Raw genomic sequence first — 25,015 nt, 5'->3', positions numbered from 1 at the left:
CATGGTCACGCTCGATTTCGGGGCCGTGCTGGCCGAGTGGCCGCTGCTGCTGCGCGGCGTGGGGATGACGGTCGGACTGACCGTGGTGGCCGCCGTGCTGGGTGCGGCGCTGGGGGTCGGCTGTGCCTGGGCGCGGCTGCATGGCGGGCGCGGGCTGCGCGCGGTGGCCGCGGGCTATGTGGAGCTGATCCGCAACACGCCCTTCATCGTGCAGCTCTTCTTTCTCTACTTCGGCCTGCCGGGGCTGGGCTTGCGGCTGTCGCCGGAGGTGGCTTCGGTGCTGGCGATGGTCCTCAACCTGGGCGCCTACGCGGGCGAGATCGTGCGGGCGGGGCTGGAGGGCACGCCGCCCGGCCAGATCGAGGCCGCGCGCAGCCTGGCGCTGACCGACCTGCAGGTCTTCACCCGCATCGTGCTGCCCCCGGCACTCGGGCGGGTCTGGCCGGCGATGGTGGGCCAGATCGTGATCGTCATGCTGGGTTCGGCCGTGTGCGGCCAGATCGCGACCGCCGAGCTGAGCCACGCCGCCAACCTGGTCCACAGCCGCAACTTCCGCGCCTTCGAGGCCACGATCCTCGCGACCGCGGTCTACCTGCTGCTGGCGATCGTCCTGCGCCAGACGCTGCACTGGCTCGGGCCGCGCTGGGTGTTCGGCCGGGTCGCGCCGCTGGGTGGCGCGGGGCGCTGAGGTGGTCGACTTCTCGCTGTGGGACATCCTGCGCAACCTGCTGCTGGCGGCCCGCTGGACGGTGGCGCTGTCGCTGGTTGCCTTCGTCGGCGGCGCGCTGCTGGGCGGCGCACTGCTGCTGGCGCGGCTGGCACGCTGGCCGGGCGCCGCGACCTTCGGGGCGGTCCATGTGGCGCTGTTCCAGGGCACGCCGCTGCTGATGCAGCTCTTCCTGGCCTATTTCGGGCTGGCGCTGCTGGGCTGGAACGTGTCGGCCTGGATGGCGGCCAGCGTGGCGCTGACGCTCTACAGCAGCGCCTACCTGAGCGAGATCTGGCGCGGCTGCTTCATGGCGATCCCGCGCGGGCAGTGGGAGGCCGCCGACAGCCTGGCGCTCAGTCTGGGCGAACAGCTGCGCCACGTCATCGGCCCGCAGGCGCTGCGGCTGGCGATCGCGCCGACGGTGGGCTTCGCGGTGCAGGTCGTCAAGGGCACGGCGCTGGCCTCGGTCATCGGCTTCGTCGAGCTGACCAAGGCCGGCTCGATGATCACCAACGCCACCTTCCGTCCCTTCACCGTGTACGCCTGTGTGGCGTTGATGTACTTCGCGCTGTGCTTCCCGCTGTCGTGGTGGAGCCGCGTGCTGGAGAGGAAACTGCAACGTGTCCACTGAGCCAACCGAAGCCCCCGCGCTGGTGCGCATCCGGGGCCTGCACAAGTACTACGACCGCCACGAGGTGCTCAAGGGCATCGACCTGGACGTGGCGCCTGGCGAGGTCATCGCGCTGATCGGCCGCAGCGGCTCGGGCAAGAGCACGCTGCTGCGCTGCGTCAACGGCCTCGAACCCTTCCAGGCCGGCACGCTGACGGTGCAGGGCGAATCGCTGTCGCACCGCCGTGGCAACGCCGAGGCGATGCGCCGGCTGCGCCAGCAGGTCGGCATGGTCTTCCAGAGCTTCAACCTCTTCCCGCACCTGACGGTCGGGCGCAACGTGATGCTGGCGCCCGCGCTGGTGCAGCGCCGCGACGCCCGCGCCTGCGAGGCCCAGGCGCGCGCGCTGCTCGGCCGGGTCGGGCTGGCCGACAAGTTCGACGCCTGGCCGGACCAGCTCTCGGGCGGGCAGCAGCAGCGTGTGGCGATCGCGCGGGCGCTGGCGATGCAGCCGGCGGCGCTGCTGTGCGACGAGATCACCTCGGCGCTGGACCCGGAGCTGGTGGGCGAGGTGCTGCGCGTCGTCGAGCAGCTCGCCGGGGAGGGCATGACGCTGCTGATGGTGACGCACGAGATGGGCTTTGCCCGCAAGGTGGCCGACCGGGTGGTGTTCATGCACGCCGGCCGCATCCACGAGGTGGGTCCGCCCGAGACGCTCTTCAGCGCGCCGAAGACGCCGGAGCTGCAGCAGTTCCTGTCCGCGCTGCACTGATGCCGCGTCCTGCACGGGTGGCCGGTATCATGGCCGGTTGCCCTTGCGCCGCCGGAAGTTGCCTGTCATGCCCCTCGAATCCCCCAAGCCGCCTGTTGCGTCGCCTGCCCGCCAGTCGCTGATTTCCGTCCGCGGCGCCCGCACCCACAACCTGAAGAACATCGACCTCGACCTGCCCAAGAACGCGCTGGTCGTGATCACCGGGTTGTCGGGCTCGGGCAAATCGAGCCTGGCCTTCGACACGCTCTACGCGGAAGGGCAGCGCCGCTACGTCGAGAGCCTCAGCGCCTACGCCCGGCAGTTCCTGCAGTTGATGGACAAGCCCGACGTGGACGTGATCGAGGGCCTGTCGCCGGCGATCTCCATCGAGCAGAAGGCCACCAGCCACAACCCGCGCTCGACGGTGGGCACCATCACCGAGATCCACGACTACCTGCGCCTGCTCTACGCCCGCGCCGGCACGCCGTTCTGCCCCGACCACCACCTGCCGCTGGAGGCGCAGAGCATCAGCCAGATGGTGGACGCCACGCTGGCGCTGCCCGAGGAGATGAAGCTGATGGTGCTCGCGCCCGTGGTGCGCGACCGCAAGGGCGAGTTCGTCGAGCTGTTCGAGGGCATGCAGGCGCAGGGCTACGTGCGCTTTCGCGTCGACGGCCAGATCGTCGAGGCGACCGAGGTGCCGCCGCTCAAGAAGACCGAGAAGCACGACATCGACGTCGTCATCGACCGCCTCAAGGTGCGTCCCGACGCGCAGCAGCGGCTGGCCGAGAGCTTCGAGGCGGCGCTGCGCATCGCCGAAGGCCGCGCGCTCGTGCTGGAGATGGACTCCGGCCGCGAGCACCTGTTCTCCAGCAAGTTCTCGTGCCCGGTGTGCAGCTACTCGCTGTCGGAGCTGGAGCCGCGGCTGTTCTCGTTCAACTCGCCGGTCGGTGCCTGCCCGAGCTGCGACGGGCTGGGCCACGTCAACGTGTTCGACCCCGAGCGGGTGGTGGCGTTTCCGACGCTCAGCCTGGGCAGCGGTGCCGTCAAGGGCTGGGACCGGCGCAACGGCTACACCTTCTCGATGCTGGAGAGCGTCGCGGCGCACTACGGCTTCGATCTGGAGCTGCCCTTCGAGGAACTCGCGCCGGCCCACCGCCACGCGCTGCTCTACGGCTCCGGCGAGGACGAGATCACCTTCACCTACGCCGCCGAGGGCGCGAACGGCAAGAAGCGCAGCGTCAAGCGGGCGCACGCCTTCGAAGGGATCATCCCCAACCTGGAGCGCCGCTACCGCGAGACCGACTCGTCCGCGGTGCGCGAGGACCTGGCGCGCTACCAGGCCAACAAGCCCTGCGCCGACTGCGGCGGTGCACGCCTGCGCCGCGAGGCCCGCAACGTGCTGCTGGCCGATGCGAACGGCCTGCCGTCGCGGGCGATCTTCGAGGTCGAGCACGCCACGCTGGCCGACTGTCTGGCCTATTTCGAGGGCCTGCAGCTCAAGGGCGCCAAGGCCGACATCGCCGACAAGGTGGTGCGCGAGATCCGGGCGCGGCTGCGCTTCCTCAACGACGTCGGCCTGAACTACCTGAGCCTGGACCGCAGCGCCGACACGCTCTCCGGCGGCGAGGCGCAGCGCATCCGGCTGGCCAGCCAGATCGGCTCGGGGCTGTCGGGCGTGATGTACGTGCTCGACGAGCCGTCGATCGGCCTGCACCAGCGCGACAACGAGCGCCTGATCGGCACGCTCAAGCACCTGCGCGACCTCGGCAACAGCGTGCTGGTGGTCGAGCACGACGAAGACATGATCCGCGCCGCCGACCACGTCGTCGACATGGGGCCGGGCGCCGGCGTCCACGGTGGCCGCGTGATGGCCCAGGGCACGCCCGACGACGTGGCCGCCAACCCCGAATCACCGACCGGCCGCTACCTGTCGCAGGTGCTGCGCATCGAGCTGCCCGGCCAGCGCCGCCGGCTGCAGGACCAGGCGGATCCGCGCGTGCTGCGCGTCGTCAACGCCCGCGGCAACAACTTGAAGGGCGTCACGGCCGAGATCCCGGTGGGGCTGTTCACCTGCATCACCGGCGTGTCCGGCTCGGGCAAGAGCACGCTGATCAACGACACGCTCTATGCCGCGGTCGCCCGCAAGCTCTACCAGAGCCACCTGGAGCCCGAGGCGCACGACGAGATCGAGGGCCTGGAGCACTTCGACAAGGTCATCAACGTCGACCAGAGCCCCATCGGCCGCACCCCGCGCAGCAACCCCGCCACCTACACCGGCCTGTTCACGCCGATCCGCGAGCTGTTTGCCGAGATGCCGGCTGCCCGCGAGCGCGGCTACGGGCCGGGGCGCTTCAGCTTCAACGTGGCCGGCGGGCGCTGCGAGGCCTGCCAGGGCGACGGCGTGCTGAAGGTGGAGATGCACTTCCTGCCGGATGTCTACGTCCCCTGCGACACCTGCCACGGCAAGCGCTACAACCGCGAGACGCTCGAAGTCCTCTACAAGGGCAAGAACATCACCGAGGTGCTCGGCATGACGGTGGAGGACGCGCACGCCTTCTTCAGCGCGGTGCCGGCGCTGGCGCGCAAGCTGCAGACGCTGCTGGACGTGGGCCTGGGCTACATCAAGCTCGGGCAGTCGGCGACGACGCTCTCGGGCGGCGAGGCGCAGCGGGTCAAGCTGGCGCTGGAGCTGAGCAAGCGCGACACCGGCCGCACGCTCTACATCCTCGACGAGCCCACCACCGGGCTGCATTTCGCCGACATCCAGCTGCTGCTGCAGGTCCTGCACCAGCTCTGCGAGGCGGGCAACACGATCGTGGTGATCGAGCACAACCTCGACGTCATCAAGACCGCCGACTGGCTGCTCGACATGGGGCCGGAAGGTGGCGCAGGCGGCGGCAGGCTGCTGATCGCCGGAACGCCGGAGGACGTGGCGGCGTGCGAGGCGAGCCACACGGGGCGCTTCCTGAAGCCGCTGCTGGCGGCGGCCGAGCGGCTCAGCCCGCCAGCACCGTGACCCGGTCCCGACCGCTGTCCTTGGACGTGTAGAGCGCCTGGTCGGCGCGTTCCATGAAGGCGGTGCCGTTCTCGCCGTGACGGAACAGGGTCAGGCCGATGGAGATGGTGATGCGGGTGGCGTCATCGTCCTGGCCTTGGCGTCGAACCCGCGCAGCCGCTACCCGCAGGCGCACGCTCTCGGCGAGGGAGCGGGCTTCCGACAGGCTGCTCGACGGCATCAGCACCGCGAACTCCTCGCCCCCGATGCGTGCCGCCAGGCAGTCTGCCGGGGTGACTTCCTTGAGGATGGTGCCGACGGCGCGCAGCACGTGGTCGCCGTAGGGGTGGCCGTAGGTGTCGTTGATGCGCTTGAAATGGTCGATGTCGGCGATCATCAGGCAGGGGCGCTGGTAGCGCCGGGCCGGGGTGTCCGCTTCGGCCAGACAGGCCGCCAGGCGCTGGTCGAAGGCGCGGCGGTTGGCCAGTCCGGTCAGGCTGTCGAGGCGCGATTCCTCGTGGACGCGGCGCAGTTCGGCCCGCAGCTGGCCGATCTCGTTCTGGCTGTCGGACAGGCGCTGCTGCATCTCGGTCACGGCGACCTGCATCTGGCGCGTGGTGTTGAGCATCTCCTCCAGCGCGGGGGAGTGGGCGCTGCCGGCGAGTTCCTGGCTGAGTCGGGACAGCGAGGTGCCGTATTGCGCGGTCTGGTCACCGGCGCGGGCGGCCGATTCGGCCATGCCGGTCAGCACGGTCGAGACACCTTCGGCGGTGCGCTCGATGAGCGTGGCATCAATGCCGCCACCGGTGACAAAGCGCCGGTACATCGCGTCGGCGATGGCGTCGTCGAGCTGCAGGTGCTGGGCGAGGTAGCGGTCCATGGCCGCACGCAGCGCCGGGTTCTCGCCGCGCACGTACTCGTACCAGAGCGTGTAGTTCACGGGGTGCAGGGCACTGCCGTGGCGTTTCATGAGTTGCACCGCCTGTCGCAAGACATCGGCACTTCGCTCCATGCTGTCGTGGTATCTCATCGGTGTGGTCATCCCGGCGGGCTCGCCAGGCTCCAGCGAGTGTGCGGTGATGGTAGGGCGCTGCGGGCGGTCCGGTCGTCAGGAGTGCGGGCACTCTGGTACCCACTTCACGCCATGGCCGTCTGATCTGTCCCCCTGTCTGCAGGGGATCCGCGGACGGCTGCGCATTCGGTCCTTTCCGCCTGGCAGACCAGCCGTGACAATTTTTACATGTCACGCCGATCCCGTCCGCTGCACCGCTCGAACCGTCCTCCCCAGGCGTCCGGGCGGGCTGTGCCGTGGCGGGCTTCGGCGCTGCTGGCGGGTCTGGTGGTGGCGGGCGTGGCGGTGTTCGCGCCGCAGTCGTCGTTTCTGCTCGGGGCGCTGGTGGGCGCCCTGGCGGGGGGCGGGGTGCCCGGACTGTTCATGCTGGCGCGGCATCGCCAGGCCCGGCAGCAGGCGCAGACCGAGGCTGCACGCAGCCAGGAAACCACCGCGCTGCTGCTGCACGATTTCGAGACCCAGTCCGGTGCCTGGAGCTGGGCCGCCGACCGCGAGGGCCGCCTCACGCATGCCGCCGAGCGCATGGCCCGCGAACTCGGCTGTGGTGCGCCGGAGCTGCTGCTCGGCCAGTCGCTGCTGCAACTGCTGCGCTTCGGCGAGGGCGGGCCGTCGCTGGCCATGCAGCAGGGCTTCCGCGACACGCCGGACCGCCAGATGCCGCCCGACCTCGTCTGGCTGATGGGCTGCCTGGCCGGCAAGGCACCGTTCCGGGAGGTGGAGGTGCAGGTGCGCAGCCCCGTGCGCCGGGCGCTGTGGTGGTCGGTCAGCGGGGTGCCGGTGCTGGACGAGATCGGTCTGCAGGTCGGCTGGCGCGGTGTCGTGCGCGATGTGACGACGCTGCACGAGCAGTCGCGCGAACTGGAGCGGCTCGCGCACGTGGACACGCTCACCGGGCTGGCGAACCGCCATGTGCTGCAGTCGCGCACCGAGCAGGCCGTGGCCGCGCTGGTGCAGGCGCCCGAGGCGATCGACGAGGAGGCACTCAGCCCGCTGTCGCTCTACCTGCTCGATCTGGACAACTTCAAGTCGGTCAACGACCACTTCGGCCACCTCGTCGGCGACCGGCTGCTGCAGGAGGTGGCGCAGCGGCTGCAGCGCTGTGTGGACGAGGGGCCGAGCGGCGGCGTGCTGGCGCGGCTGGGCGGTGACGAGTTCGCGCTGCTGATCGCGCAGCCCCTGCACATCGTCGAGCGCGAGGCGCTGGCGCTGGCGATGCTGGCCACGCTGCGCGAGCCGTGGACGCCGGAGGACCTGTGCATCGAGGTGCGCGCCAGCCTGGGCGTGGCGGCGTGGGCCGGGCCGGGGGACACGGCGTCGCTGCTGCTGCAGCAGGCCGACATCGCGCTCTACGAGGCCAAGGCCGCCGGCCGCGACATGGTGCGGCTGTTCGACGCGGCGATGGGCGAGCGCATGGTCGAGCGCCACCTCGTCATCCATGAACTCGGTCAGGCGCTGACCGCGTCGCAGCGGGCGCTGGCGCACCCCGACCGGCCCGAGCCGGACCTGCCCTGCGGCCGGCTCAGCGTGCACTACCAGCCGCAGCACGACGTCGCCGACGGCCGGCTGACCGGCTTCGAGGCGCTGGTGCGCTGGCGCCACCCGCAGCGGGGCTGGATCTCGCCGGCGCAGTTCATCCCGGTGGCGGAAGAAACCGGGCTGGTGGTGGCGCTGGGCGAGTGGGTGCTGCGCCGGGCCTGCCGCGACGCCGCCGACTGGGGCGGCGACGGCAAGATCGCCGTCAACGTCTCCGGCGTGCAGCTCGCCAGCCGGCACCTGGTGCGCACCGTCGCGCAGGTGCTCGCCGAGACGGGGCTGCCGCCCTTCCGGCTGGAGCTGGAGGTGACCGAGACCGCCGTGCTCGCCGACCCGGCCGCGGCGCGCACGCGCATGCAGTCGCTGCGCTCGCTGGGCATCGGGCTGGGGCTGGACGACTTCGGCACCGGCTACTCCTCGCTGTCCTACCTGCGCACCTACCCGATCAACACGCTCAAGATCGACCGCAGCTTCATCACCGGGCTGGCCGCGGGCGCGCAGGCCGACATGATCCTGCGCACCATCATCCAGCTCGGCCAGGGCCTGGGCATGAAGACGCTGGCCGAAGGCGTCGAGACGCAGGAACAACTCGACACGCTGCGCCGGCACGGTTGCCTGCAGGTGCAGGGCTACCTGTTCGCCGCGGCCATGACCGCCAAGGATGCCGCGGATCGTGTGTTCCAGGCGCGCCGGCTCACGGCTTGAAGTGCGTAAATTGCGATAATCGGTACCGTACCAGCTGCGGTTCCGCCATGACCTGTTTCCCCTTCCCACCGACCCGCGTGTGAGCAGCCTCTCTGCCGACACGAGCCTGACCAGCGGCGAATCCCGCTGGTCCGATGCGGTCGAGCGTCGACACCACGACGCCCGCCTGATGCAGATGCTGCTGCGCATCACGCCCATGGCTGCGCTGGTGGATTTCGGGCTCGGGCTGCTGGCGGCGTGGCTGGTGTACCCGGTGATGGGCTGGGGGGTCCACATGGTCTGGCCGCTTGGTCTGTCCGTGGTGGCACTGGGATATGCCGTCGACAGCGTCTTGCACCTCGGCAAGCCGCTGGACGTGCTGGCACGGCCGGCCGTGCGCTGGCGGTTCATCGGGGAAGCGTCGCTGGTGGCGGTGATGTTTTCCGGAATTGCCATCTTCCTGTTTCCCGTCGTGGGGCCCGATCTCCGGTTCCTGCTCGGGGTGATGGCTTGTGGAGCGATCCCGGTCGGCGCGATGAGCGCGGCACCTGTGCGCGAGGTCGCCCTTGCGTGGACGCTGACCTCGTCCACGGGAGTGCTGCTCGGGCTGTTGCAGTTGCCACCACCGGTCAGCGATGTCGCCATCGGCTTGTTGCTGACCATGGATCTGCTGGTGCTGGCTTCCGTGCGGTCGGTGAGCGATGGGGTGCGGGCCCGGCTTCGGGCCGAGACGGCGGCCCTGCGGGATCGGCAGTCGCTGGACCTGCTGCTGCGCGATTTCGAGACCCAGGCCGACGACTGGCTCTGGGAGACCGATGCGGGCGGGCGTCTGCGGCATGTCTCCCTGCCGATGGCGCGGGCGCTGGGGTTCGACGAGGGCGACCGGCTGCTCGGTACCCGGTTGACCGAGGTGCTGGAAGTGCGCACGGCCGTGTCGGCACTCGCGGAACGTCTGCGCGAGCCGAAACCGTTCCGGAAGCTGGACCTGGCACTGTCGGCACACCATCCCCAGGACAAGCCGCGGATCTGGAGCCTGAGCGGTGTGCCGGTGTTCGACAGCGACGGCGTGCCCGCGGGCTGGCGCGGACTGGTGCGCGACGTCACGCTGCTGCGCGAGCAGGCGCGCGAACTGCACCGGCTGGCGCGCACCGATGTGCTGACCGGCCTGTCCAACCGGCATGTGCTGCAGCAGCGCTGCACCGAGGCGGTCTCGCGCTGCACATCGATCGACTGGCCGGACCGGGGGCCGGTCGCGCTGGCTCCGCTGACGCTGTGCCTGCTCGACCTGGACAACTTCAAGGCGGTCAACGACACCCTCGGCCACGCGGTCGGCGACCGGCTGCTGCAGGAGATCGCCCGCCGGCTGACCGCCTGCGTGGCCACCTGGCCGCAGCCGCAGGCCGTCGTGCTGGCGCGGCTGGGCGGCGACGAGTTCGCGCTGCTGATCGACCATGCCCTGACCCCGGCGGCGCGCGACGGGCTGGTGGCGGCGCTGCTGGCGGCGCTGCAGCCGGCGTGGGTGGTCGAGTCGCTGCGGGTGGAGGTGCGGGCCAGCATCGGTGTGGCGTCCTGCGCCGGGCCGAACCTCGATGCCGACCGCCTGTTCCAGAACGCCGATCTGGCCCTGTACGAAGCCAAGGACGGCGGGCGCAACCGGTTCTGCGTGTTCGATGCGGCCATGCGCGGCCGCATGAACCGCCGTGCGGGGATCGTCCGGGACATCGGCCTGCTGCTCGCTGCGCCGGGGGCGACCCACGCGACGGCGGGGCGACTGGCCGTGCACTACCAGCCGCAGGTCCGGCTGATCGATGGGCGGCTGGTGGGGGCCGAGGCCCTGCTGCGCTGGCAACACCCGCGGCATGGCTGGATCGAGCCCGGCGAGTTCATCCCGATCGTCGAAGAGACGGGCCTGATCGTGCCGCTGGGCGAGTGGGTGCTGCGCCAGGCCTGCGCCGAGGCGACCGGCTGGCCGTCGTCGGTGCGGCTGGCGGTCAACCTGTCGGCCGCGCAGCTGGGCCGCCTCGGGTTGGAGGCCATGGTGACCACGGTGCTGGCCGACAGCGGCCTGCCCGCGCCCAGGCTCGAACTCGAGATCACCGAGACGGCGCTGATGCACGACCCCGACCGGGCGCTGGCCTGCGTGCAGTCGCTGCGGGCGCTCGGCGTCGGCATCGCGCTCGATGATTTCGGCACTGGCTACTCGTCGCTGGCCCAACTGGCCACGCTGCCGGTGGACACGCTGAAGATCGACCGCAGCTTCGTTGCCGCGCTGGGCCGCGAGGGCGGCGGGCAGGCCGAGGCCATCGTGCGTCTGATCGTGCAGCTGGCCCGTACCATGGGCATGCACACGCTGGCCGAGGGCGTGGAAACCGACCGGCAGCGCGCCGTGCTGCGGGCCTGCGGCTGCGAGATGGTGCAGGGCTTCTTCTGCAGCGCCGCGGTCGAGCCGCAGGCGCTGCGGGTCCTGCTGGCGCAGCGCGGGCAGGGTGTGTGGCCGGAGTCGGCCGTCAGCGATCTGGCGTGAGGGGTCCGGCGGGTCGGGCGGGCCGGTATTCGCCGACCAGCTGCGCCAGCCGCTCGCGCACCTCGTCGTCCGGCGCAGTCGAGCGGGCGGCGGCCCAGTCGAGCAGCGTCTGCACGTCCTGTCCGCGGTCGTCCAGCCGCGCGATGCGCAGCCGCTCGAAGCGTGTCGGCAGCGTCGCGTCGGCGTCCGCCAGCAGTTCCTCGTAGAGCTTCTCGCCCGGCCGCAGCCCGCTGAAGGCGATCGGGATCTCGGCCAGCGTGTGGCCGCTCAGCCGGATCAGGTCGCGCGCCAGATCGACGATGCGCACCGGCTCGCCCATGTCGAGCACGAACACCTGCCCGCCTTCGCCGATCGCCGCGGCCTGCACCACCAGCCGCGCGGCTTCGGGAATCGTCATGAAGAAGCGCGTGATGTCCGGGTGCGTCACCGTCACCGGGCCGCCGCGGGCGATCTGCGCCTTGAACTTGGGGATCACGCTGCCCGACGAGCCCAGCACGTTGCCGAAGCGCACGGCCATGAAGCGCGTGCGCCCACCTGCGGCGGCGACCTGCGCGGCGAGCTGGGAGATCACCATCTCGGCGGCGCGTTTGGTCGCGCCCATCACGTTGGTCGGGTTGACCGCCTTGTCGGTGGAGATCAGCACGAAGCGCTCGGCCCCCGCCGCCGCCGCCGCGCTGGCCGCCCGCCAGGTGCCCAGCGTGTTGTTGCGCACCGCGGCGAAGGCGTTGTCGTCCTCCATCAGCGGCACGTGCTTGTACGCGGCGGCGTGGAACACCACCTGCGGCCGCGCCTGGGCGAAGGTCACGCGCAGGTGTTCCGGGTCGCGCACATCGCCGACCAGCCGCACCAGCGGGATGTGCGGAAACGCCTCGGTCAGCTCCTGCTCGATGCGGTAGAGCGCGAACTCGCTCAGCTCGTAGAGCACCAGCCGCCGCGGCCCGTAACGCGCCACCTGCCGGCACAGCTCCGAGCCGATCGAGCCGCCCGCGCCGGTGATGAGCACCACCTTGCCCGACAGGCACTCGCTGATGCCGCCCTCGTCGAGCTGCACCGGGGCGCGGCCGAGCAGGTCTTCCGGCTCGATCTCGCGCACCTGCGCCACCGCCTGGCCGTCGTGCAGCTCGGCGGCGGTCGGCACGGTGACGACCGGCAGGCCGGTGGCGGCGGCGAGGTCGAGCGCGCGGCGGCGACGCTCCGGCGCGGCCGAGGGCATCGCGACGATGACGTGGGTGATGCCGTGCACCTCGGCCCACCGGGCTGCACTGTCGAGCGGACCGAGCACGGGCACGTTGCCGATGCGGGCGCCGTGCTTGCGGGCATCGTCGTCGAGCAGGCCGACCACGACCCAGCCGTGGTGCTGGATGCCGGCGATCAGCAGCTTGGCCGCATCGCCCGCACCCATGACCAGGGCGCGGCGCGTCTCGTGCATCGAGCCGGAAATGCGCCCGCGCATGTGTTCATAGAGCATCCGGTAGCCGATGCGCACCATCGCCAGCCCCATCAGCGAGATCACCGGGTGCAGCCCCAGCACCGCGCGCGGCACCTGCACCAGCTGCGCCATCAGCACGCCCACGGCGGTGACCATGCCCGCGATGCCGCAGGCGATCGTCAGCCGCTGGATCTCGCCGAAGCCCGAGAAGCGCCACATGCCCTTGGGCACCTTGAGCAGCACGAACACGCTCAGGTAGACCGCGATCACGCCGATCAGCACCCAGCCGTCGTAGTCGGGCCGTGCGTTCTGCCAGCGCTCGAAGCCGAGCCGGAACAGGTAGGTGATGTTCCAGCAGGCGGCGATCATCAGCGCGTCGATGACCAGCGCCAGCGACTCGCGGTGCGGCCGGATGCGGGTGAGGAGGGTGTCGAGGTGGTGCCAGGTCATCGCGCAATGATCGCCCAGACGGTGCGGCCGATCAGCACCAGGTCGGTGCCGAGGCCCGAGCGGTCGACATAGCGCGCCTGCAAGGCCAGCTTGGTCGGCAGGATCACCTCGCGGTAGGTGCGCTCCGGGTCCGCGCTCCGGGCCAGCAGCGTGCTCTCGTCGCGGTATTCGATGGAGGCGAAATCGGTGATGCCGGGCCGCACCGACAGCACCTTCTCGCGCAGCGCCGCCGGGTAGAGCGCCACGTAGCGCGGCACCTCCGGGCGTGGGCCGACCAGGCTCATCGTGCCCTCGAACACGTCGAACAGCTGCGCCAGCTCGTCGAGCTTGGTGCGGCGCAGGAAGGCGCCGACGCGGGTGATGCGCGCGTCCAGACCGACGGTGAGCTGCGGGCCGCGGTCGCCCGGGTCGTGGGCCATCGTGCGGAACTTGTGGATGCGGAACTCGCGCCCGCGCAGCCCCACGCGCACCTGCCGGTAGAACACCGGACCGGGCGAGTCGAGCTTGATCGCCAGCGCCACCAGCGCGAGCGGCAGCGCCAGCACGGCCAGGCCGAGGCTGGACAGCAGCAGGTCGAACAGGCGCTTGGCCATCGGTCGATCAGCCGGTCAGCGCCTGCCGCAGCGCCGCCGCCACGCGCCGCACATCGTCCTCGGTCATGCGCGTGTAGAGCGGCACGCTCAGCATGCGCTCGTAGGCGTGCTGGCTGTGCGGGTAGTCGGCGGCCTGCAGGTCGTAGCGCTCGCGCCAGTACGGGTGCAGGTGCAGCGGGATGTAGTGGACGCTGCAGCCGATGCCGGCGGCGTAGAGCGCCTCGATCAGCGCGTCGCGGCCGATGGGCGCGTCGTCGGTCAGGCGCAGCACATAGAGATGCCACGAATGCACTTCGCCCGCTGCGGGGCGCGGCGGCAGGATCAGCGGCAGGTCGGCCAGCAATTCGTCGTACAGCGCCGCGAGCTGTGCGCGCTTCTGCTGGAAGCCCTGCGCGCGCTTCAGCTGGTGGATGCCCATCGCGGCGGCGATGTCGGTCAGGTTGTACTTGAAGCCCGGCGCCACGATCTCGTAGTACCAGCTCGGCACCTTGGCGGTGAAGCGGTCGAAGGCGTCGCGGTTGATGCCGTGCAGGCGCATCACCTTCATCCGTGCCGCCAAGGCCGGGTCGCGGGTCACGGCCATGCCGCCTTCGCCGGTGGTGATGGTCTTGTTGGCGTAGAAGCTGAAGACGGTGATGTCGCTGCCCAGCGTGCCCACGAGCCGCCCGCTGTGCGTGGTCGGCAGCGCATGCGCGGCGTCCTCGACCACCTTCAGGCCGTGGCGGCGGGCGATGGCCAGCACGGCGTCCATGTCCACGGCGAGGCCGGCGAAATGCACCGGGATGATCGCCTTGGTGCGCGGCGTGATCGCGGCCTCGATCGCCGCGGGGTCGATGTTCAGCGTCGCCGGGTCGATGTCCACCAGCCGCACGTCCGCGCCCAGGTAGCGCACGACCTCGGCGGTGGCGGTGAAGGTGTGCGTGGTCGTGATGACCTCGTCGCCGGGGCCGATGCCGAGGGCTTCCAGCGCCAGGTGCAGGCCCGCGGTGGCGGAGTTGACCGCGATCGCCTCGATGCCCGGCTCGTCGAGGAAGGCGGCGAAGTCCTGCTCGAAGCGGCGCGCCTTCGGGCCGGTGGTGACCCAGCCGGACTTCAGGGTGTCGATGACCTCGGCGATCTCCTCGTCGCCGATCTCGGGCAGGGCGAAGGGCAGGAAGGGCAGGGCGGACGCGGCAGGAGCGGCAGGAGCGGGAGCAGTCATGGGGGAGATCATTCGAGGGGAGCGGCAGCGGGGATGCTAAACCAAGGCGCTTGCGGTGCGGCCGGGGCGGCTGATCGGGCAAGATCGGCGCCGTGACCACCGAATCCGACAATCCCTGCCTCGCCTGCGGCGCCTGCTGCGCGGCGTTCCGCGTGTCCTTCTACTGGGGCGAAGCCGAAGAGCGCGGCCTGCCCGAGCGGCTCACCGAGCCGGTGCAGCGCTGGTTCGCCTGCATGGCCGGCACCAACCAGGCACGGCCGCGCTGCGTGGCGCTGCAGGGCGAGGTGGGTGGCCCGGTCGCCTGCACGGCCTACGCGCAGCGGCCGACGCCGTGCCGCGAAGTCGAGGCGGGCGACGACAAGTGCGGCCAGGCGCGCGTGATCCACGGGCTGGCGCCGCTCACGCAGGTTCGCTGATCGCCCCGAACTGCTCGACCAGGAAGGTGTGCAGCAGCCGCATCGCCGGGCGCAGGTGGCGCCGGCCGGGGCAGATCAGGTTGAGCGCCGCGGCCTCGCCCTGCCAGTCGGGGCAGAGCCGGACCAGCGCGCCGCTGCGCAGGTCGGCGGCCACGTCGAGCGTGGACTTGTAGATGATCCCTTCGCCACGCAGCGCGAGCAGGCGCACCGCGTCGCCGTCGTCGCACTGGAAATTGCCGCGCACATCGACCTCGGCGATCTCGGCGCCGCGCATGAAGGTCCAGTGGTCGTGCGTGCGGTCGCTCAGCATGAAGCACAGGCAGTTGTGCGCGGCCAGTTCGTGCGGTGTGCGCGGGGTGCCGTGGCGGGCGAGGTAGGACGGCGCGGCGCACAGCGAGCGCCGGTTGTGCGGCGCCACGGCCAGGCTCACCAGCGATGAATCCGGTGGATCACCGTAGCGCAGCGCCAGATCGACCGGGTTGCGTACGACATCGATCACCCGGTCGGAGACCTGCAGCCGGATCTGGATCTGGGGGTGGCGCGCCTGGAAGGTGTGCAGCCAGGGCAGCACGACGTTGCGGCCCAGGTCCGACGGCATCGAGAAACTCACCACGCCGCTGATCTGGTCGTGGCCGGTGGTGAGCCGGTCGCGCGCCTGCGTGAGGATGTCCAGCCCGGTGCGGCAGTCGTCCAGGAACAGCTCGCCCTCGGCCGACAGCCGCAGGTGGCGCGTCGAGCGCACGAACAGCGGCACGCCCAGCTCGGCCTCCAGCCGCTTGATGGCGGCGCTGGCGGCGGCCGGTGTCATGTCCATCCCGCGGGCGGCCTCCGACAGGCTGCTGGCCTGGGCGACACGGACGAACAGGTGGAGATCGCTCAGGGCTTTCATTTCGGGTCAAGGGACACCGCAGGCGGCATTGTCAAAAGTTATTTGAAACAGTTTCGCGTGCAACGAGGTTCGACCGGGCTGCCGGACATGTTTCATTAACAAGAAGACACACAATCGCGCCCTTCTGACGAGATGAGGGGGTGCTTCAAAAAACAGTTGAAGGTGTTTGCGCCTGGCTGTGCTGGTGGCCGCGGTGGGTGGTGGCGACACTGGCGGCGCCACATCACAACGAGGGGTTTCACCATGGCACTGGTCGCCAACATCGCAAGCTGGTCTCAAGCGGATTACCGGAGCGCCACGGCCCCGCAGATCACGTCCTTGACGACGGCACAGGTTTCGTCCATGGCCCACGCGGACTGGCTGCTGCCCGCCGCCATCGCGGGCTTCACGGCGGGGCAGATCCCGTTCATCACCACCGGCTGGAACTGGATGGGCGCCGCCTGGCTGAATGCGCTGTCGCCGGCGGCCTTCGCGGCGATCCCGGCCACGGCCACCGCCGGCGCCGTCAAGTTCTCCAGCACTGCCCTCGCCGGGCTGGACGCCACCCACGCCGCAGCCCTGACGACCGGCCAGCTCGCGGTCCTGGGCTCGCCGCAGTCGCTGAGCGCCACCGCCGTGTCGGCACTGAGCGCGGCGCAACTGGCCGCCATTCCCGCCGCCAAGTGGGGTTCGATGGGCGCCGCGTGGCTCAACGCGGTGCCGCCGGCCCTGTTCGCCACGCTTGCGGGCACCAGCGTGGCCAAGTTCTCCAACGCGGCGGTGGCTGGTCTGGACCTGCCGCACGTGGCCGCGCTGACCACCACCCAGATGGCCGCCATGGCCAACCCCCAGTCGCTGAGCCTGGCCGCAGTGGCCACGCTGACGCCCGCCCAGGCGAGCGCGATCACCACCGACCTCTACTGGATGAGCGCTTCGTGGCTGAACGCCCTGAGCCCCGCCACGTTCGCAGCCCTCACGCCGGCCCAGACGGCGCGGATCTTCCAGCCAGCGATGAGCGGGCTGGACGCCGCGCACGTGAGCGTGCTGACCGGCGCTCAGCTCAAGACGATGTGGTGCCTGGACGCCCTGAACCCTGCTGCCATCGCTGCGCTGAGCGCCACCCAGGTCGCCGCACTGAGCGTCGATTTCTGGTACTGGGCCAAGCCGGCCTGGATCAATTCGATGTCGGTCGGCACGTTCGCGTCGCTGTCGGCCCCCGCGATCGCCAAGATGACCTCGGCCACGGTCGGCGGCCTCGACCTCGCCCACGTCCTGGCGCTCACGCCGACCCAACTGGATGCGATGGCCGTCGGCGGACTGACCACCGCGTCAGTCGCCGCGCTGACCGCCGCCCAGCTCACCGGCATGGGCGCAGCCACCTGGAATCGCTTCTCCGCTGCTCAGCTCAACGCCATTCCGTTGGCCAGCTTCTCGACCATCCCGGCCGCCAGCGTGTTCAAGTTCAGCAGCGCGGCAGTCACCGGCCTGGACGTGCCGCACGTGCAGGCACTGACGACCACCCAGATGGCCTCGCTGCAATTCGTCGAGAAACTCGGCCCGGCGGCCACCGCGGCCCTGACAGCAACCCAGATGGCGGCCTACACCTCCAGCCTGGGGGCGGCCACCTCGGCGTGGCTGAACACGCTGTCGCCAAGCGCTTTTGCCGCGATCTCCACCACCGGCATCAACCAGCTCTCCAGCACGGCGGTCGCCAGCCTGGATGTCGCGCACACCCAGGCGATCACCACCGACCAGATCAACAGCCTCGCACTGGCCTCTCTGGGCACCGCGTCCATTGGTGCGCTGTCGGCCGCCCAGCTCGGCGCGCTCACGGCGTCGAAGTTCGGCAGCCTGACCGGCGCCTGGATCAACGCCACGGACGTGGCCGCCTTCAAGTCGATCACGCCCGCGGCGCTGGCCGGCGTGAGTGGCGACGCCTATGCCAACATCGATGCGGCCCACATCTCGGTGCTGTCGAGCGCCCAGTTGAATGCCTTCCCGCACCTGGACTGGCTGGGCGTCGCCGGCATGTCCGGCCTGACGGCCACCCAGGTCGCGGGCCTCGATCCGGGCTGGTTCAACTGGTTCACCCCGGCCCGGCTGAATGCCATGACCGCCTCGGCCTTGGCCGCCATCCCGCTGGCGGGCCTGGCCAAGATGTCGGTCGCCACGATCGGCGCCCTGGATGCCGCGCACATCGCCGCCCTGTCGGCCACGCAGATCGCGGCGCTGACCACGTCGCAGCTCGGCGGGCTGTCGGCGACGCAGGTCGCTGCGCTGTCCACCACCGGGATCGCCGCGCTGACGACCCCGCAGATCGCTGCGCTGACCACCACGCAGGTGGCCGCCCTCTCGGGCAACCAGATTGCCGCCCTCGGCACCGCCCAGATCGGCGCCCTGAAGCCGGCCCAGATCAGCGCCCTGAGCGCCGCCGGCTGCTCGGCCATGAGCCCGGCCCAGCTCGCAGCCCTGGGCACCAACATCGGCTATGTCAACGCGGCGGCCTTCGCCGGCGTGCCCGCCAGCACGATCGCGCAACTGTCGTTCATGCAGGTCGGCAATCTGAAGCCGGCCCAGATCGCCGCGATGACGCAGGCCCAGCTCGGTGCCCTGAGCGCCGCGCAGGTCAACTACCTGACCGCCGGCCAGCTCGCTGCGCTCGACGGCCACGCCCAGTGGCTGAGCGCCAGCGCCGTGACCGGGCTGAACAACGTCAACCTGATCAGCGTCTACGCCTCGCTGTCTGCCACGCAACTGGCCGCGCTCACGACCGCGCAGAAGGCGGCCGTGGCCCAGGCGGGCACGGCGGTGACCGGCCTGCTGCAGACGCTCGCCGCCGGCAGCGTGCGCACGCAGGTCGAAGCGGTCCTCAACGCGGGCGAGTCGCTGTTCAGCCACGAGTCGCTGCTGAAGGTGCTGCAGGGCGTCGACGCGTCCATCGGCAGCGGCAGCCTGACGCAGGCGCAGATGACCGACCTGAAGGCGCTGGTCACGGCGGTGGGGCAGTCGGTGGGCACCGATTCCTACCTGTACGAGATCGCCAGCAACGTGGTCAACGGCAACAAGTCCAACGCGATGTGGACCGGCGGCCTGAACACCAGCACCGTGCTCGGCAACCTCGCGGTGGGCAGCTCGGCCGGCCAGCTCGACAAGCTGATCGGCAAGTGGTTCCTCGGCACCGACCTGCCGACCTACCTCAACCGCACTTATGCTGCCGTCGAGGCGCCTTTGTTCGCTGCCACGGGTCCGCAGTCCTCTGAAATCCGCCAGGCCGGCATCGGCGACTGCTACATGCTGGCCGCACTGGTCGATGTGGCCGACGACTACGCGGCGTTGCTGGAGACGATGTTCACCGACAACGGCAACGGCACCTGGGGCGTGCGCCTGTATGGCGCGGGGGACGACCCGCTCTACGTGACGGTGAACAACCAGCTTCCGGGGTGGGTCGCCAATTCCAGCAATGGCAGCCTGTGGGTGTCGCTGATCGAGAAGGCGTATGTCGAGTGGGAGGTGCAGACCTATGGCGAGGCCAACAACTACGACGCCATCAGCGGCGGCTGGACCGGCGGCATGGAGGCCATCAGCGGTCGCAACAGCCAGTCCTACTCGGTCAACAGCACCACCCTGAGCGCCTGGACCACGTCGGTGAAGAGCACCGTGCTGAGCGCCCTCGGCAGCGGCCAGGAGGTGATGTACGCCAGCTTCGCGAATCTGGCCGACCCGGACAACGGCAAGACCGATCTGGTCAGTGGCCACATGTTCGCGGTGCTCGGCTACGACAGCGCGAAGGACGAGTTGATCCTGCGCAACCCCTGGGGCAGTGCCGGGGACGCGGGCTGGAACGGTGTGTTCGACCTCACGTTCGAGCAGCTCTACCAGTCGAGCTGTTCGCTCATCGTGACCACCGAGGGTTCGCCCATCGGCGCGATCGATGCGAAGTACAACGTGAATGCGTCCGTCGGCCAGCTTCTGCAGGCCATGGCCTCCGACACCGGCTCGGGTGGTGCGTCCACGTCGCTGCTGGGGGCGAACTCGACCGACAATACGCGCCTCACCCTGGTCGCTGCTGTCGCCTGACCGGCGCAGGTCACGGCCGTCCCTGGCGGTCCTGACGCAGAAGGCATCCATCGCCGTCTGGTGCTGGGTGCCTTTGCCATTGAAGACCTTGTCGTATCCATGAATCCCACTGCTGCTGCACCCCCGCCAGACTCCGGTCTGTGGGCCTTGTTGTCGATGGCCACGCTGCATGGCCTGGCCGCCGACGAACCCCAGCTGCGCCACACCTACGGGCACCGGCCCTTCGATGTGCAGACGATCCTGCTGGCCGCCAAGTCGCTCGGGCTGACTGCGAAGGCGTTGCGCCAGGATCCGAAACGGCTCGCCAAGGCGCCGCTGCCCGCCGTGGCGCAGGACCGCGAAGGCCGCTTCTTCCTCGTCGCCCGGATCGAACCCGCCAAGGCGGTGGCAGCCGACCAGCCCGCCGCGCCGGCGCCGGATGCACGCGTGCTGATCCAGCGCGCCGGCCAGCCGCCCGCGGTCATCCCGCTTTCGGAGCTGCTGGCGAACTGGACCGGCGAGCTGCTCTTCTTCACCAGCAAGGCCAGCTTCAGCGGCCAGATGGCCAAGTTCGACTTCACCTGGTTCATCCCGGCGATCGTGAAGTACCGCCGCCTGCTGACCGAGATCCTGCTGATCTCGTTCGTGCTGCAGCTCATCGGGCTGGTGACGCCGCTGTTTTTCCAGGTCGTGATGGACAAGGTGCTGGTCAACCATGCGATGAAGACGCTGCACGTCATCGCGGTCGGCCTGATCTGCGCGACGGTGTTCGAGGCGGTGCTGTCGGGCATCCGCACCTGGGTGTTCGCGCACACCAGCAGCAAGATCGACGTCGAACTCGGCGCGCGGCTGTTCCGCCACCTGCTGAACCTGCCGCTGGCCTACTTCCAGTCGCGCCGCGTCGGCGACTCGGTGGCACGCATCCGCGAGCTGGAGAACATCCGCTCCTTCCTCACCGGCAACGTGATGACGCTGGTGCTGGACCTGCTGTTCTCCTTCGTGTTCCTGGGCGTGATGCTCTGGTACAGCGTGTGGCTGACGCTGATCGTGGTGCTGTCGATCCCGGTCTACGTGCTGCTGTCGGTGGTGTTCACGCCGGTCATCCGCGCGCGGCTCGATGACAAGTTCAACAAGAGCGCCGAGAACCAGTCCTTTCTGGTCGAGACCATCAGCGGCATCGACACGGTCAAGGCGCTGGCGGTCGAGCCGCGCTGGATCCACAAGTGGGACCAGCAGCTCGCCTCCTACGTCACCTCCGGCCTGTCGGTCACCAACGTCGCCACCATTGCCGGCGGCGGTGTCACGCTGGTCAGCAAGCTGGTCACCGCGGCCATCATGTGGGTGGGGGCCACGCTGGTGATCGACAACCAGCTCACGGTCGGCGAACTGGTGGCGTTCAACATGCTGTCCGGCCAGGTGTCGAGCCCGATCCTGCGGCTGGCGCAGCTCTGGAACGACTTCCAGCAGGTCGGCATCTCGATGAGCCGCCTCGGCGACATCCTGAACACGCGCACCGAGATCGCCGGCCAGAAGACCCGCTTGCCGCGCCTGACCGGCCAGATCGAGTTCGACCAGGTGTCCTTCCGCTACCGCCCGGACGCTGCCGACGTGCTGCGCCAGGTGTCGCTGAAGGTGCAGCCGGGCGAGGTCATCGGCATCGTCGGGCGCTCCGGCTCGGGCAAGAGCACGCTGACCAAGCTGGTGCAGCGGCTGTACGTGCCGGACCGTGGCCGGGTGCTGGTCGACGGCCAGGACATCTCCATCGTCGACACCACCAGCCTGCGCCAGCAGATCGGCGTGGTGCTGCAGGAGAACATGCTCTTCAACCGGTCGGTGCGCGACAACATCGCGCTGACCAACCCGGCGCTGCAGATCGAGGCCGTGATCCAGGCGGCCAAGCTAGCGGGGGCGCACGAGTTCATCTGCGAGATGGCCGAGGGCTACGACACGATGGTCGGCGAGCACGGTACCGGCCTGTCCGGCGGCCAGCGCCAGCGCATCGCCATCGCGCGCGCGCTGATCACCAACCCGCGCGTGCTGATCTTCGACGAGGCGACCAGCGCGCTGGACTACGAGTCCGAGAAGATCATCCAGGACAACATGCGCCGCATCGCCCAGGGCCGCACCGTGCTCATCATTGCCCACCGCCTGTCCGCCGTGCGCGAGGCGAACCGCATCGTTGTGATGGAGCGCGGCCAGATCGTCGAGCTGGGCAGCCACCAGGAGCTGCTGCGGGTGCCCAGGGGCATCTACGCCCACCTTTATGCGCTGCAGCAGGGGGGCCAGGCCCCGCCGCCGACGCTACCGCCTGCCACGTCGGCACCGGTCGGAGGTGCCGCATGAGCCGCAAGCACCGCGTCGAAGCCTGGGGCACGCTCTTTACCCGCTACCGCCAGGTCTGGGGCCATTTCTGGCAGCAGCGCGACGCGCTGACCCCGCCCGACCTGAAGGCGGAAGAGGCCGAGTTCCTGCCCGCCGCGCTCTCGCTGCAGGCGCAGCCGGTGTCGCCCGCCGGGCGCTGGGTGGGACGCCTGCTGATGCTGCTGGTGCTCGCGCTGGTGGTGTGGTCGGTGGTCGGGCGCGCCGACATCGTCGTCAACGCGCAGGGCAAGATCATCCCCAACGGCCGCACCAAGACGATCGGTGCGCTGGAGGTGGCGCGGGTGCAGGCGATCCATGTCGAGGACGGGCAGGCGGTGCGCGCCGGCGAGCTGCTGATCGCGCTGGACCCGCGCCTGAGCGATACCGACCAGGACAAGGCACAGGGTGAGTTCCAGTCGGCCACGCTGCAGCGCGAACGCGCCGCCGCGCTGCTGGCGGCGCTCGACAGCGGCCAGCCGCCGAGCCTGCCCGACAGCCCCACGCTGGCCGACGCCGACCCGGAGCGCCTGCAGATGACCCGCCAGCACCTGCAGGACCAGTGGCGCGACTACACCGCCCGCATCGCCCGGCTCGATGGCGAGATCCGCCGCTACAGCCAGGAGCTGCCATTGGTCGCCCAGCGAGCGCGTGACTATGCCGAGCTGGCGCAGACCCGCGACGTGTCGCGCCACGCGTCGATGGAAAAGGAGCAGGCCCGCCTGGATCTGGAAGGACAGATCGCCGACCTGCGCCACCAGAAGACCGCACTCACCGCCGAGCTGCGCAAGTCGGCCCAGGACAGCCGCACCGAGGCCAGCCGCCTGGCTGCCGCGGCGCAGCAGGAAGTGCGCAAGGGCCGCGTGCGCGGCGACCTGCTCAAGCTGACCGCGCCGGTGGACGGCACGGTGCAGCAGCTCGCGGTGCACACCATCGGCGGCGTCGTCTCGCCTGCGCAGCCGCTGATGCAGATCGTGCCGCAGCAGACCAGCGTCGAGATGGAGGCCTTCATGGAGAACCGCGACGTCGGCTTCGTCAAGGAAGGTCAGACCGCCCGCGTCAAGATCGATACCTTCGAGTACACCAAGTACGGCACGCTGGAGGCCACCGTCGGCCACGTCTCGCGCGACGCGATCCAGGACGAGAAGCGCGGCCCGATCTACGCGGTCCGGCTGGTGCTGCGCCAGCCGGTGCTGCAGGTGGAGGGCCAGGCGGTGCCGATCACCGCCGGCATGTCCGGCAGCGTCGAGATCAAGACCGGCTCGCGCCGCCTGATCGAGTACGTGCTGTCGCCGCTGGTACAGCATGCCCGGGAGAGCCTCAATGAGCGCTGAGTTCCGGTGGAGCGGCCGGCTGCGGGCCGGCCTGTATGCGTCGGTAGTCTGGCCAGTGGTGTCGCTGGCCGCGCCTGCCGATCCGGCGGCTACCTCCGATATGGCCGTACGGCTGGAGAACCCGCTGGCGGTGCCGCTGCTGTTCGAGGCCGATCCGAGGCTGGCAGCGCCCTGCGCCGACACGCCGGGATCCGGCCAGCCGTTGTCGCTGGCCGAGGCGATGGACATGGCGCTGTGCCGCAACCCGCAGGCCCGCGCGGCCTGGGCGGCGGTCAAGGTGCAGGCTGGCGGGCTCGGCGAGGCGCGCGCGGCCTACTGGCCACGCCTCAATGTGGGCGTGAACCGCCTGTTCAGCCGCACCGTCTACACCGACGGCGAGCTGCCCGACGAGGACCGGGTCGGCACCAACCGCTCCGTCAACCTGACCTGGCGGCTCTACGATTTCGGGGCCCGCGAGGCTAACCTGGGTGTGGCGAACCGGTTGCTGGCCGCCGCCATTGCCTCGCGCGACGCGACGCTGCAGAAGCTGATGTCCGCCGTGGTGGACAGCTACTTCGACGCAGTGACCGCGCAGGCCGTGCACCGTGCCCGTGCCGAGGCGGTCCGCATGGCCCGCGCGACCCTGGAGGCGACCGAGCGCCGGGAAACCTTGGGCGTGGCCGCCGGCATCGATGTGCTGCAGGCCCGCGCCGCGCTGGCCCGCGCGCAGCTGGCGGCGCAGCGTGCGCGGGGCGAGCAGGCGAAGTCGGCCTCGGTGCTCGCCTTTGTCATGGGCCTGCCGGGCACGGCGCCGGTGCAGCTGCCGGACGACCTGGAGGCGCCGGACGCCCCGGTGGTGCAGGACCTGGTGCACTGGCTGGCCGAGGCCCGCGCCCGCCACCCCGGCATCCGCGCGGCCCAGGCGCAGCGTGAAGCGGCGCAGGCCAAGGTCACCGCGACCCGCGCCGAGGGCTGGCCGACGCTGGAAGTCAGCCGCTCCGACCAGGTGTACGGGGTGCCCGGCCAGGGCCTCGGCGGTGCCCGCAGCCGCGTCACGACCTACGGGCTGGCGCTGTCGATCCCGCTGTTCGAGGGCTTTGCCCGTGTCTACAAGGTCAGCGGCGTGCAGGCGCAGGCGGAGCAGAGTGCCGCCAACCTGCAGAACGTGGTGCTGCAGGTGTCGATGGACGTGGTCAAGGCGCATGCGGATGCCGCGTCCGCACTCGACAACCTGCAGGCCAGCGCCACCCTGGTCGACGCCGCGCAGGCGGCCGTCGGCAGCGCCACACGGCGCTACGACAAGGGCGTCAGCGACATCCTGGAGCTGCTGTCCACCCAGAACACCCTGGCCGACGCCCACCAGGAGCGCATCCGCTGTCTGGCGGACTGGCATGCGGCGCGGCTGAAGCTGGTGGCGGCGGCGGGGGTGCTGGGGACGCTGGACTAGCGG

Annotated in this window: 16 protein-coding genes; 11 read left to right on the top strand and 5 right to left on the bottom strand. The window is 70.4% G+C overall.

Annotation, left to right across the window (positions count from 1 at the left end):
* Position 1: 1 nt before the first annotated feature.
* The 4 genes from BDD16_RS06770 (at position 2) to uvrA (ending at position 5,089) form a co-directional block, all read left to right on the top strand.
* Positions 2-688 (top strand): amino acid ABC transporter permease, encoded by a 687-nt coding sequence (locus BDD16_RS06770; RefSeq protein ID WP_179633243.1) that lies wholly within the window; start codon positions 2-4, stop codon positions 686-688.
* Between the two features lies 1 nt (position 689).
* A complete protein-coding gene (locus tag BDD16_RS06765) occupies positions 690-1,340 on the top strand; it encodes an amino acid ABC transporter permease (protein ID WP_179636033.1) in 651 nt (216 codons plus the stop codon).
* Positions 1,330-2,091: an amino acid ABC transporter ATP-binding protein gene (locus BDD16_RS06760; protein WP_310732793.1), complete on the top strand. Its 762-nt coding sequence runs from the start codon at positions 1,330-1,332 to the stop codon at positions 2,089-2,091. Before BDD16_RS06765 ends, BDD16_RS06760 begins: the two co-directional genes overlap by 11 nt.
* 67 nt (positions 2,092-2,158) lie before the next feature.
* The gene (gene uvrA / locus BDD16_RS06755) at positions 2,159-5,089 is read left to right on the top strand and encodes an excinuclease ABC subunit UvrA (RefSeq protein ID WP_179633242.1); all 2,931 of its coding nucleotides are present in this window, start codon (positions 2,159-2,161) and stop codon (positions 5,087-5,089) included.
* On the opposite strand, the gene BDD16_RS06750 is transcribed toward uvrA, so the two are convergent.
* Complete coding sequence (locus tag BDD16_RS06750; RefSeq protein ID WP_179633241.1) at positions 5,070-6,038, bottom strand: GGDEF domain-containing protein; 969 nt, start codon at positions 6,036-6,038, stop codon at positions 5,070-5,072. The two genes, uvrA and BDD16_RS06750, sit on opposite strands and share 20 nt — an antisense overlap.
* Before the next feature lie 270 nt (positions 6,039-6,308).
* Here BDD16_RS06750 and BDD16_RS06745 point away from each other — a divergent pair, with 270 nt between their 5' ends.
* Together BDD16_RS06745 and BDD16_RS06740 are read left to right on the top strand one after the other, a co-directional pair.
* Complete coding sequence (locus BDD16_RS06745; RefSeq protein WP_179633240.1) at positions 6,309-8,378, top strand: putative bifunctional diguanylate cyclase/phosphodiesterase; 2,070 nt, start codon at positions 6,309-6,311, stop codon at positions 8,376-8,378.
* A gap of 79 nt (positions 8,379-8,457) precedes the next feature.
* Complete coding sequence (locus BDD16_RS06740) at positions 8,458-10,881, top strand: putative bifunctional diguanylate cyclase/phosphodiesterase (RefSeq protein WP_179633239.1); 2,424 nt, start codon at positions 8,458-8,460, stop codon at positions 10,879-10,881.
* Here BDD16_RS06740 and BDD16_RS06735 read toward each other — a convergent pair.
* From BDD16_RS06735 to BDD16_RS06725, 3 genes are read right to left on the bottom strand one after another with little or no spacing between them, the layout of a single operon-like run.
* Positions 10,865-12,760 (bottom strand): polysaccharide biosynthesis protein, encoded by a 1,896-nt coding sequence (locus tag BDD16_RS06735; RefSeq protein WP_179633238.1) that lies wholly within the window; start codon positions 12,758-12,760, stop codon positions 10,865-10,867. The genes BDD16_RS06740 and BDD16_RS06735 overlap by 17 nt on opposite strands.
* Entirely contained in the window at positions 12,757-13,353 is a 597-nt protein-coding gene (locus BDD16_RS06730) for a sugar transferase (protein WP_179633237.1), read from the bottom strand. The genes BDD16_RS06735 and BDD16_RS06730 overlap by 4 nt, the downstream gene beginning before the upstream one ends.
* Before the next feature lie 7 nt (positions 13,354-13,360).
* Complete coding sequence (locus BDD16_RS06725; protein WP_179633236.1) at positions 13,361-14,554, bottom strand: DegT/DnrJ/EryC1/StrS family aminotransferase; 1,194 nt, start codon at positions 14,552-14,554, stop codon at positions 13,361-13,363.
* 92 nt (positions 14,555-14,646) lie between these two features.
* Here BDD16_RS06725 and BDD16_RS06720 point away from each other — a divergent pair, with 92 nt between their 5' ends.
* Positions 14,647-14,970 (top strand): YkgJ family cysteine cluster protein, encoded by a 324-nt coding sequence (locus BDD16_RS06720; RefSeq protein WP_179633235.1) that lies wholly within the window; start codon positions 14,647-14,649, stop codon positions 14,968-14,970.
* Here the strand turns inward: BDD16_RS06720 and BDD16_RS06715 are convergent.
* On the bottom strand, positions 14,954-15,859 hold the full coding sequence (locus BDD16_RS06715; RefSeq protein ID WP_179633234.1) for a LysR family transcriptional regulator: 906 nt from the start codon (positions 15,857-15,859) through the stop codon (positions 14,954-14,956). The two genes, BDD16_RS06720 and BDD16_RS06715, sit on opposite strands and share 17 nt — an antisense overlap.
* 342 nt (positions 15,860-16,201) lie before the next feature.
* Between BDD16_RS06715 and BDD16_RS06710 the strand changes: the two genes are divergently transcribed.
* The 4 genes from BDD16_RS06710 (at position 16,202) to BDD16_RS06695 (ending at position 25,012) form a co-directional block, all read left to right on the top strand.
* Complete coding sequence (locus BDD16_RS06710; protein WP_179633233.1) at positions 16,202-19,915, top strand: C2 family cysteine protease; 3,714 nt, start codon at positions 16,202-16,204, stop codon at positions 19,913-19,915.
* A 99-nt stretch (positions 19,916-20,014) separates the two neighbouring features.
* Positions 20,015-22,237 carry a type I secretion system permease/ATPase gene (locus BDD16_RS06705; protein WP_179633232.1) on the top strand — a complete coding sequence of 741 codons (2,223 nt, stop codon included), beginning with the start codon at positions 20,015-20,017 and terminating at the stop codon, positions 22,235-22,237.
* Positions 22,234-23,586 carry an HlyD family type I secretion periplasmic adaptor subunit gene (locus BDD16_RS06700; protein ID WP_179633231.1) on the top strand — a complete coding sequence of 451 codons (1,353 nt, stop codon included), beginning with the start codon at positions 22,234-22,236 and terminating at the stop codon, positions 23,584-23,586. Before BDD16_RS06705 ends, BDD16_RS06700 begins: the two co-directional genes overlap by 4 nt.
* Complete coding sequence (locus tag BDD16_RS06695) at positions 23,576-25,012, top strand: TolC family protein (protein WP_179633230.1); 1,437 nt, start codon at positions 23,576-23,578, stop codon at positions 25,010-25,012. The genes BDD16_RS06700 and BDD16_RS06695 overlap by 11 nt, the downstream gene beginning before the upstream one ends.
* Positions 25,013-25,015 lie beyond the last annotated feature (3 nt).

It is taken from the genome of Sphaerotilus montanus, assembly GCF_013410775.1.
In the GTDB taxonomy this organism is placed as follows: domain Bacteria; phylum Pseudomonadota; class Gammaproteobacteria; order Burkholderiales; family Burkholderiaceae_C; genus Sphaerotilus; species Sphaerotilus montanus.
This window is presented reverse-complemented; position numbering and strand designations above follow the sequence as displayed.

Bases quoted from the DNA above. Each gene is read 5' to 3' on its own strand.
- BDD16_RS06700 (WP_179633231.1), top strand. From the start codon at position 22,234: ATGAGCCGCAAGCACCGCGTCGAAGCCTGGGGCACGCTCTTTACCCGC.
- BDD16_RS06735 (WP_179633238.1), bottom strand. From the start codon at position 12,760: ATGACCTGGCACCACCTCGACACCCTCCTCACCCGCATCCGGCCGCAC.
- BDD16_RS06695 (WP_179633230.1), top strand. From the start codon at position 23,576: ATGAGCGCTGAGTTCCGGTGGAGCGGCCGGCTGCGGGCCGGCCTGTAT.
- BDD16_RS06715 (WP_179633234.1), bottom strand. From the start codon at position 15,859: ATGAAAGCCCTGAGCGATCTCCACCTGTTCGTCCGTGTCGCCCAGGCC.
- uvrA (WP_179633242.1), top strand. From the start codon at position 2,159: ATGCCCCTCGAATCCCCCAAGCCGCCTGTTGCGTCGCCTGCCCGCCAG.
- BDD16_RS06745 (WP_179633240.1), top strand. From the start codon at position 6,309: ATGTCACGCCGATCCCGTCCGCTGCACCGCTCGAACCGTCCTCCCCAG.
- BDD16_RS06770 (WP_179633243.1), top strand. From the start codon at position 2: ATGGTCACGCTCGATTTCGGGGCCGTGCTGGCCGAGTGGCCGCTGCTG.
- BDD16_RS06705 (WP_179633232.1), top strand. From the start codon at position 20,015: ATGAATCCCACTGCTGCTGCACCCCCGCCAGACTCCGGTCTGTGGGCC.
- BDD16_RS06710 (WP_179633233.1), top strand. From the start codon at position 16,202: ATGGCCCACGCGGACTGGCTGCTGCCCGCCGCCATCGCGGGCTTCACG.
- BDD16_RS06750 (WP_179633241.1), bottom strand. From the start codon at position 6,038: ATGAAACGCCACGGCAGTGCCCTGCACCCCGTGAACTACACGCTCTGG.
- BDD16_RS06725 (WP_179633236.1), bottom strand. From the start codon at position 14,554: ATGACTGCTCCCGCTCCTGCCGCTCCTGCCGCGTCCGCCCTGCCCTTC.
- BDD16_RS06730 (WP_179633237.1), bottom strand. From the start codon at position 13,353: ATGGCCAAGCGCCTGTTCGACCTGCTGCTGTCCAGCCTCGGCCTGGCC.